Raw genomic sequence first — 8,410 nt, 5'->3', positions numbered from 1 at the left:
ATTATTTAGGAAACAAGGCCGATGAAAACTCAAAATTTAATTGGGGTCATAAACATTGATGCAGTAAAAAATAGATTGGAAGAAGTAACAGTTAGCTTTTTATATGAATTAAACTCCCCTACTTGGCTAGACTTCCCTTTTTAAACTGTCATTTTTTGACTTCACGTATAAAATTAATTGAGAAGCCTCTCCCTTCCTCTCCAGTGACCGCAACAGTAATGTTATTTTCATTTTTAAGTTGATAAGTTAGTTTTTTAGGGAAATCATGCTTAGGATTCTCAAATATTGCAGTTTCAGTTGTACAACTAGTCAATTTAAATGCAATCGGTAAACTATTACTTGCAACTTTTGCCACATAAAACACGTCTCCTGACATCTCAATTAGTCGTAAAGTTTCAGCACTGACTTTTTTACTCTTTTTTATCGAGTAGGTGTAGCCTGATCCCTCAAACGTCTTATTGCTTACTTTTTTCCATGACTCTTTAATTTCCAGCTTACTATTGTTTGAACTCCAGCTACCAACAAGCCAAGATAAAGACTCAAGAGAGCCACACGTATTGTTTTTTGCTGATGTATTAAATGTAGCAAATATCACTATTAGATAAGCAAACTTAAACATTGTACAAACTCCCTGTTACTCCCGATACTTACAGTGATCATGACACTGAGTATAAAAGCAATTAATTGCGAACTTAAATGAAAGCACAGCTAAAGTTTTTTACCACTATTTGCTAAACAAAAATCAGTGAAATTTTTATTAAAAAACGGCTTTTTACGTGCCAAGCTTTATTGCTTTCGTACCCATTTTACAAAAATTTACTTTGATATTTTCCCTACTAATGTATATTTAATTTTGGTAATTAACAAAAACATGTACACAAGGAATGATTATGAACCTTAAGTTTAAGAAAAAGAAAATCAAAAATTTGAGTAAGACTGCTGGCAACCTAGACAAAGGGGCCACACCTAATATTGCAGGAGGTAGACACAATACTACACCTGATATTACTAACTTAGGCTGTACAACTATTTGCCCTAGTTTTTTAAATTGCCCGTCCAACCCTCCAGAGTATGACTGCTATTCAACCTTACGTTGTTAAATATACCTCGTTGCTGCGCTATATGCGCAGCAACTTTTTTCAACCAGGTTGTATTCGATTTTCAAAATAACATATCAATATCTAACTGATTAATATGCACGTCTATAATTCTAGATCGTACTCAATGCTACAGTCTAATATTCCTACTCAGCTCAATAACCTTTTATTACTATCATCGTTGGCTCAAACTTGTGCCTTTGCTGATTAAGCTCATAACTAATTTAGGTCGAAAAATAGTACCTTTGTTTTATCACTAATTGTAATGTCATCAATAGCGGTGCTATAAACACAGGAAGCAAATATAAGCTCATTGTCCCAGCATAAAAGCTGGCCATCGTCGATGCTATTACGCCAGGCATAATATACAGCTTCAACCTAGTTGGTTTTGTATTTTCCTGAAACGGAAATAGAGTAAGGCCAATTAAGCTTATTGCACCCCAAAAGCCTCCAAACCCTAATATTATTAATACAAAAATTAACCTCTTACTCAATATGTCTTGATCGAGGCCTAGAAGCAAAGCCGGGCTAAATATAAGCGCCAAAACCAACACAATAAACGACGGACCAAATGCCAAGACAAACTCTACTATATATAAAAACCGTCTAACTTTACTCATTGAACTCTGCATTAACCATCTGTTTTTCTACTGAAAGCTGCACTCTTTGCCCAACTAGAATCTAGAAAAACCAGTGAATTATCTATTCAATTTCAACATATCAATTCAGAAAATAAGGCATTGCCTTTTATAAAAGCTTACTTATTACTCTGCTCATTGCTTGTCGCATTCAAAATTATGATTGTAAGAGCAATAAGTGGAATATTTGTTGTTACGGGATTAAAAGCTTCAACTAATAACTGAGGTTGTAGGATCATTACCCCAATGAGTAGCCCGATTAAAGCAAAGATATTTAATAATAAAATTGCTTTCACCTTATAGAAGAAATAGAACACAATTGCCCAAATTACTTCACCCACGCCAGCAGCCTTAATCAATAAATAAGTTAGCTCTTCCCCTAGACCAACGCTTTCTGAAATTAGCTGCTCTATAGGTGCAATCTGTATTAATTTAGGAGCAAGTCCATGGTAGAGCCATACAAAAGAAATAATAAACCGAGCTATTTGAATCGTTGCCATATTACCTCCCGTATTTGTAAATCAGCGCAACTGTCAGTATCAACATTAGAAGATTTTAGACAGTGAAAAAACGGCCTTTGTTATGAACTTGTATTAATCAAGCAAGCAAAAATTCGCTTAGTTTAAATTTTTGAAGCCATAGTTTAAAATATACTATCAGCCTTCTTTATTTAAATGGCTTTGTAATTGTTGAAAAACACCTAGGCGGTCAGCAACCTGCCAGTGGCCCGTGATTTTATTATTTTTAAAATAATAAACCGTGGCACCCGACATTGTTATTTTTTCACCTGTAGGTGGCATACCCGCGATTTCACCTAGATGCGTTGCACTCCAAAGCCAAGTAATACAAACACTATCCTCTTTTTCATACATTTCCTGAATATCAAAGGTCTGATCTGGAACTGGCTCACGAGATGTTGCCACTCTTCTTTGAAAACCTGCTACATCTAGCTCCATTCCTTCCCACGGATCGGCAGGATCATGAACTATGGTGTATTTGTCAGCAATATATTTCGAGATGGCATTAATATCACCTTCATTCCAAACTTTTTGAATGAACTCTTTTAAAACTGCTTGTTTCATAATTCTCACGTTTTTTGGTATAGCTCTTTGTAAGATAAACCACCATACCTGAAAATAAAAGAAGTAAAATACTCGAAATAGCTTTGCCTACCAAATATAATATCACTTTCGTACAAATCTAGTTAAAACAAAGCATTAAAAAGAGCCAACAATTATATAAAAATGACAGAGTACTATTTGATATTTGAAAATTTAATGAACAATTATAGTTCAATTACAACGAGCGATAGGACAGATTACTATTGTCATCTAGACTCCCCTCATGTGAGTGTGGATAAGGTTGTAACAGTGAAAGAAGAATGTGCATTAAAATCAACCAAAGATTTCCACTTAATAGGTGAAGTGATTTGCAATGAAGATATAGCCCGAATTTTTTCTAAACACAACCCTTATAGATGCCGATTTTTTCCTATATCAATTAGTGACGAGAGCTTTGAAATCCTGCCTAACTACAGCCTAATTTCGATTGAAAATATAATTAAATGTGCAGATATGGAAAAAAGTGAGATTTTTGTTTTCCCTAAAAGAAGAAATCACATAAAGATATTATCCTTGTACCTCGACTTAGAACAGTTAAATAAAACACCCAAATATAAAAGAAACATTTTTATGATCGAAGAAGCTAAAGGTACTATTCTAGTGTCTAAAGAGCTTGGGGAAGAATTGTTGTCGTACTTAGCAATGAACAATGACTCAAGCCTTGTCGTTAAGCCCATATCTGAAGGCGGAAAAGTCCCGGATCTTTTTTAATGCGAAAATTTTATGAGCTAAATATTAATTCACTAGATACCTTTCCTATAAAAGAAAAAAAGATAGAAGGGTCAACGTCCCCAGACTTAGTTTTTGATTTTTATATATTTCCAAAAATATTTATAAATAAACAACTTGTAAAAAAGTTATTGCCTTATTTAAAAAATAACATCGAGCTTCAGGAAGGTGCAATAGAACTAAAACACTCAGACTTAAAATTGAATTACTCTTACCTATACATTATAGGCTATGAGAATGGTTCACCTATAGATATAAACACACATATCTTAAGGAGTGAAGACAATAGTTCGCTTTTTTTAAGCAGAGAACTAATCAATGAAATAAGAAATCAATCGAAGAGCAATATTATATATCGTTGGCATTAAGTGCCATTCGCTATAAAAACGCCTTTATCAAATATCTTTGGTCAAATAAAAGCCCCTCCCCCTTTGAGCATTTTAATTCGACGAACCTTCTCACAACTAAGGAAAATTGGTTGCAGGATCATCGTTATTCGTTAAAACTTTCTCCATAAAAACCGCATTATCACCATAGCTAGCGCATACATTAGCGTCTTTAACTTTGTAAAAACCAACTCTTGACCAAAAACTGTCTGAACCTTGAACTGCGACTAAGCTTTTCCTGCTCACTCCTTTCAATCGTGCCACTTCAAAAAGCTTCAAAACGGCTGCACGTCCTATTCCTTGCCCTTTTGAGTCGGGGCTAATAGCCAAACCATGGAGGAATAAATGTTTACCGTCTTCGATACTGACTAAGGGCTCGAATAACTTGGGTGCTACAGTGCAACTCTAGGGATGAAATAGCAAGTACCCGAGTATGACTCCACCTTTTGTAATAAACACAAAACAAGTGTCAGGAGATGCCTCATGCTTACTTTTTAGAACCTCTAAATCCTCAGTACCAATGTCAGAATATGAACTAGCCTGAATTGCTAAAATACTGTTCCAGTGACTTTCTACTATGCGTGTAAAATCCATCGATACCTCAAGCTCATAAAGCATTCATAGTGAGCATAAAAATACTAGCGATGAAGTCCCCCTCCTCACTAGTATTAATGGTAATAATAGCAATGGAATAAGTAAACGTGTCATTTATTCTAGGCTTTGGTTTCAGATATTCTGTAGAACATAACTTAAGGCCGTTTGTAGAAACCTGTCATATTGATATCCGTGTCAGAGTTGTCCATCTGGAATAAGAATAACTCAACGGCAGTTGTTAATTCACTTGTTCGCGCTGTGATTGAACCGGAGCCGACTTGGCGATTGTTTAAAATATCAACAATGAGCTTAGCACTGTCGATGACCGCACCTACAGGGTCCTCTGTAAGAATGTCAACTTCGAGGCTTAATGTGTCTGAGACTAAGTTAGCAGCATATTCTTGGTCCACATTGGTCCATGTTACGCCAATCATGTATTTTGAACCAATCCACCAGTTATTGTTACTTAAAAAATGCCCTTGGCCTAAAACGAAGTTTTCAAAGGTATAGGTAACACCATTTTTCATATTAAATGATAAGGTACCAGTAACAGCGAAGTTAAGGCTGGATGGAGAATGACTACTATATGTTTTGGCTATACCTCCGATATTGATTCTTTCTTTAAACCAATCTGCTACCTCGCTTGAGTTGTGGCGTCCAGCCTTTACTGTAAGCGTTCTGCCGTCACAAGTTACACCTTCATATGGTTGACCGTCAGTGACTTCATAATCTTCAACGACGAAAGACACGCTTGAAAGCCCTTCAAGATTAAAGGTAAATTTATTGTCGTGCAACGTTGTCATGTTCACTTATCCTTATTCTATATTGATGTAATTTTGCAAGTAAATTTACATAACTTCCACTTAGTTATGCTGCGCAATGAATTATTAGCGATAAGCGTGGCAAACGTTATTACACTTTATTACTGCATGCTCTAGATAGCGGAATACCATCGATAACGAAACATTTTAGAAGTTTGCTGTGGTTCAAAAAGACCCTATTTGGGTTAATACCGAAAAATGCAAGAATGGTAATATACAGGACTGGCAGGAAGGAAACAGCATTAGCAGACGTATTTTAAAAGCTCTATTTCAGCAAATAATTTGTGCCTGCCTCATATGATTTCAAACTCACGGATAAATACAAAAGCACACACTACTTGGCTGGCACTACTTACGGTAAAAAATATAAATTGTACTTTTTCGAATGACGACAAAAAGCGAGACCGTGTAATTGAACTTGCCTTGCTAGTTGCCCGCCACTATCAGCTTTTATTTTTTGAAAACTAAAATTAAACTAGAAAATTTCAGGGTCAATCACATCCCAAATTTTAAGTTTAGTTAGGAGTTTCGGCATTTCGTAAGTAAAAACATTTGCATCGAGTGAAGAACTATTGCACATACAAATAAAGGCGACTTGCTCTTTGTGCCGACGGATATAACTCGTACTTGTCCCCATCCATCCGCCATTGTGCAGCGTATAATTTGGCTCAATATACTGCCCGTTAGCATAAAAAGTTATTCCGTTGTTTTCGTAGGTGTGTTGACTATTTGGCGTATTGAATTGAGCCATCAATTTATTAGGCGCAGCACCTAATTTCGGAATATAAAAGTGATTATCCCAAATCAACATATCTTCCAGTGTGGTGTAAAGACCACCGTCACCTACTACAAAAATATTCGTTTCATAATGCTTTAATACATTATCTTTGAATGTTCTATATCCTTGGGCACGATTAAGTACTATCTCTCGCATATCATCAGCAAAAAAAGTGTTATGCATGCCAAGCGGTTCAAACATGTGCTTTGTCGTGTACTCCCGCATGGACATTCCACTGACTTTAGCGACTAACTCTGACAATAAAAAGTAAGCGAAGTTGCTATAGGCTTGTTGAGTATCAGGTTTATGCTCTAAAGGAAGCGATTTTATAACATCATAGTATTCATCTTTGGTCAGGTAATCCTCATCACCAAGCCTGAATGGACCACCAGCAGAAGACAGTAATGGTTTAGGTAAGAGCGATTTGAGTGTATCGTAGTCTGCCATCCCTGAAACGTGACCTAACATCGAGTTGATAGTGACTTTTGCACCAAAATCTTTCAAATCGGGGAGATGTTTACGTATATCATCATCCAGGTTAATTTTCCCTGCTTCTGCTAATAACAATACCGAAAACCCGGTGAATTGCTTGGATACAGAAGCCATACGAAATACTGATATTGAACTGAGAGGAACTTGATGTTCGATGTTTGCCAAACCGTAGCTTTTCTTAAATAAAAATTGTTGATTTTTAATGATGCCAACAGAGCACCCGGGGCCATTAGCCGGTATAGACTCTTGTGCAATTTTATCAATTTCCATTTCCAGTAGAGTTAGTTGGGTTTCGTTTCCCATAACAGTAAATGAAAGCAACAAAATAACCCCAGCGATTACTTGAATACTTTTACTCATCAATATTCCTTTATTTTACTACAACTAGTTTCACGTCTTAAGTTTGCTTTTTTTGTGGATAAAATCAACAATGAATTTGTGCCTACCCTATTTCGCTTTTGTCCTATTTCGCTTTTGTCCTATTTCGCTTTTGTCTAGTTCGTTCTATGGCTTACCTTTTGACGATAAACGTCTTAAGTTCCAATTCATAAACACTAAGAAGCACGCAAAAAGCACGCTTCCCCATAAGCCTTTTTCTTCATAATGGTGATCAGCCTCTACCAGGATGTAATCATCAAGGCTAAATAGGACCTTTTCTTGAGTTGCCAGATACACAATAGTATTACTATCGAGTAACAGCTTCAGGTTTACACTCCCCCCCACATTCAGCAACTCATTAACTGCGCTACATTTTTTTGATGGAACAATGTGCCTTAAATCAATATTCAGCATATGAGGGGCGCCTTCTAGCAGTAAGCCAATTTTTCCAGGTCTTCCTTTAGAGCCTTTAGACAAGTCTCTCTCTGTACACTTTAGTTCAATTATTCTGCCTGATATAGACTTATATTCTGCATTTAACACGGATTCTGAATCAAAGTCACTGAATGATAAAAGAAACTTGGCCAAGGCAAATACAAAGACCCCGACAAATAAGGCTAATTTTAATACTTTAACAAACCGTCTTGGGGTACTTTCTTTTTTACTATTAAAACTCAACAATTTAAAAGCTCACTCTCGTAACTGGAAGAATATTCTTGAACTATTATTAGCGTAGCCACAAAGTTTAAAATATAAACATGGACAGACATATTTCAAATACTGAGTCTCTGTCAATTACCACTATTTCATGTTCAACTTAAATTAAAACTGCATAGTTACACAGTGGCTGAGTAGCTTTATTTCAGCAAAAATTTGTGCCTACCCCATATGATCTGCATACACTTTAACGATACAAGGGTGGCCAATCGTTTATACTGTCACACTACTTTTATGGTAACTTCACTTTAGAAAGTAAACTCATAATCGTTTTTTGGTCAAATTCTCCTCCTATTTGAAATATGCTTTGACTCTTTTTGTTTATAATAAATACCTCGTCAAAACTTCTATGGTTACTTATTAAGGTAAAAACTGCCCATTCAGAAGACTCATAAACATTTATTTCATGTTCGGACTTCAACTCATGTATCTCGTAAGTAACTGAGTAGTCTACTTTAAGATCATTTTTTAATGCTAGGGCTAGAAAGTAACGATATGCTGATAAACCATACTTTTTATGAAGTCCACCCGTTGCATTTTCCACCGTTTGTACTTGAAAAATATACTCACGCCCATCGTATACTATTGACATAGATGTGTATTTTGAATTTAACACATTCAGATAACTTACATTTTCTGGGCCTTGTTTCCTAAATAAT

At 35.8% G+C, this 8,410-nt stretch carries 8 protein-coding genes and 1 pseudogene; 1 reads left to right on the top strand and 8 read right to left on the bottom strand.

Annotated features, from left to right (window positions below; translation table 11 throughout):
* Positions 1–148: 148 nt before the first annotated feature.
* The 3 genes from N477_RS16690 to N477_RS16675 form a co-directional block, all read right to left on the bottom strand.
* The gene (locus N477_RS16690) at positions 149–619 is read right to left on the bottom strand and encodes a DUF6265 family protein (protein ID WP_063361734.1); all 471 of its coding nucleotides are present in this window, start codon (positions 617–619) and stop codon (positions 149–151) included.
* A gap of 1,235 nt (positions 620–1,854) precedes the next feature.
* Positions 1,855–2,235, bottom strand: coding sequence for a DoxX-like family protein (locus tag N477_RS16680; RefSeq protein WP_063361737.1), 381 nt, complete (start codon positions 2,233–2,235; stop codon positions 1,855–1,857).
* Between the two features lie 156 nt (positions 2,236–2,391).
* Positions 2,392–2,817, bottom strand: coding sequence for an ester cyclase (locus N477_RS16675; RefSeq protein ID WP_063361738.1), 426 nt, complete (start codon positions 2,815–2,817; stop codon positions 2,392–2,394).
* Positions 2,818–3,105: 288 nt separating this feature from the next.
* Between N477_RS16675 and N477_RS16670 the strand changes: the two genes are divergently transcribed.
* Positions 3,106–3,567, top strand: a complete 462-nt coding sequence (locus tag N477_RS16670) for a hypothetical protein (protein ID WP_155731937.1) — start codon at positions 3,106–3,108, stop codon at positions 3,565–3,567.
* A gap of 482 nt (positions 3,568–4,049) precedes the next feature.
* On the opposite strand, the gene N477_RS26695 is transcribed toward N477_RS16670, so the two are convergent.
* From N477_RS26695 to N477_RS26320, 5 genes and pseudogenes are all read right to left on the bottom strand, one after another.
* Positions 4,050–4,334 (bottom strand): GNAT family N-acetyltransferase, encoded by a 285-nt coding sequence (locus tag N477_RS26695; RefSeq protein WP_081216444.1) that lies wholly within the window; start codon positions 4,332–4,334, stop codon positions 4,050–4,052.
* A gap of 386 nt (positions 4,335–4,720) precedes the next feature.
* Positions 4,721–5,368, bottom strand: a complete 648-nt coding sequence (locus N477_RS16655; RefSeq protein ID WP_063361741.1) for a hypothetical protein — start codon at positions 5,366–5,368, stop codon at positions 4,721–4,723.
* A gap of 493 nt (positions 5,369–5,861) precedes the next feature.
* On the bottom strand, positions 5,862–7,016 hold the full coding sequence (locus N477_RS16650) for a serine hydrolase domain-containing protein (RefSeq protein ID WP_063361742.1): 1,155 nt from the start codon (positions 7,014–7,016) through the stop codon (positions 5,862–5,864).
* A 144-nt stretch (positions 7,017–7,160) separates the two neighbouring features.
* On the bottom strand, positions 7,161–7,715 hold the full coding sequence (locus tag N477_RS16645; RefSeq protein WP_063361743.1) for a hypothetical protein: 555 nt from the start codon (positions 7,713–7,715) through the stop codon (positions 7,161–7,163).
* Between the two features lie 268 nt (positions 7,716–7,983).
* Positions 7,984–8,410 (bottom strand): annotated as a pseudogene (locus N477_RS26320) (hypothetical protein); the annotation flags it as partial.

This window comes from Pseudoalteromonas luteoviolacea H33-S (assembly GCF_001625695.1).
In the GTDB taxonomy this organism is placed as follows: domain Bacteria; phylum Pseudomonadota; class Gammaproteobacteria; order Enterobacterales; family Alteromonadaceae; genus Pseudoalteromonas; species Pseudoalteromonas luteoviolacea_B.
This window is presented reverse-complemented; position numbering and strand designations above follow the sequence as displayed.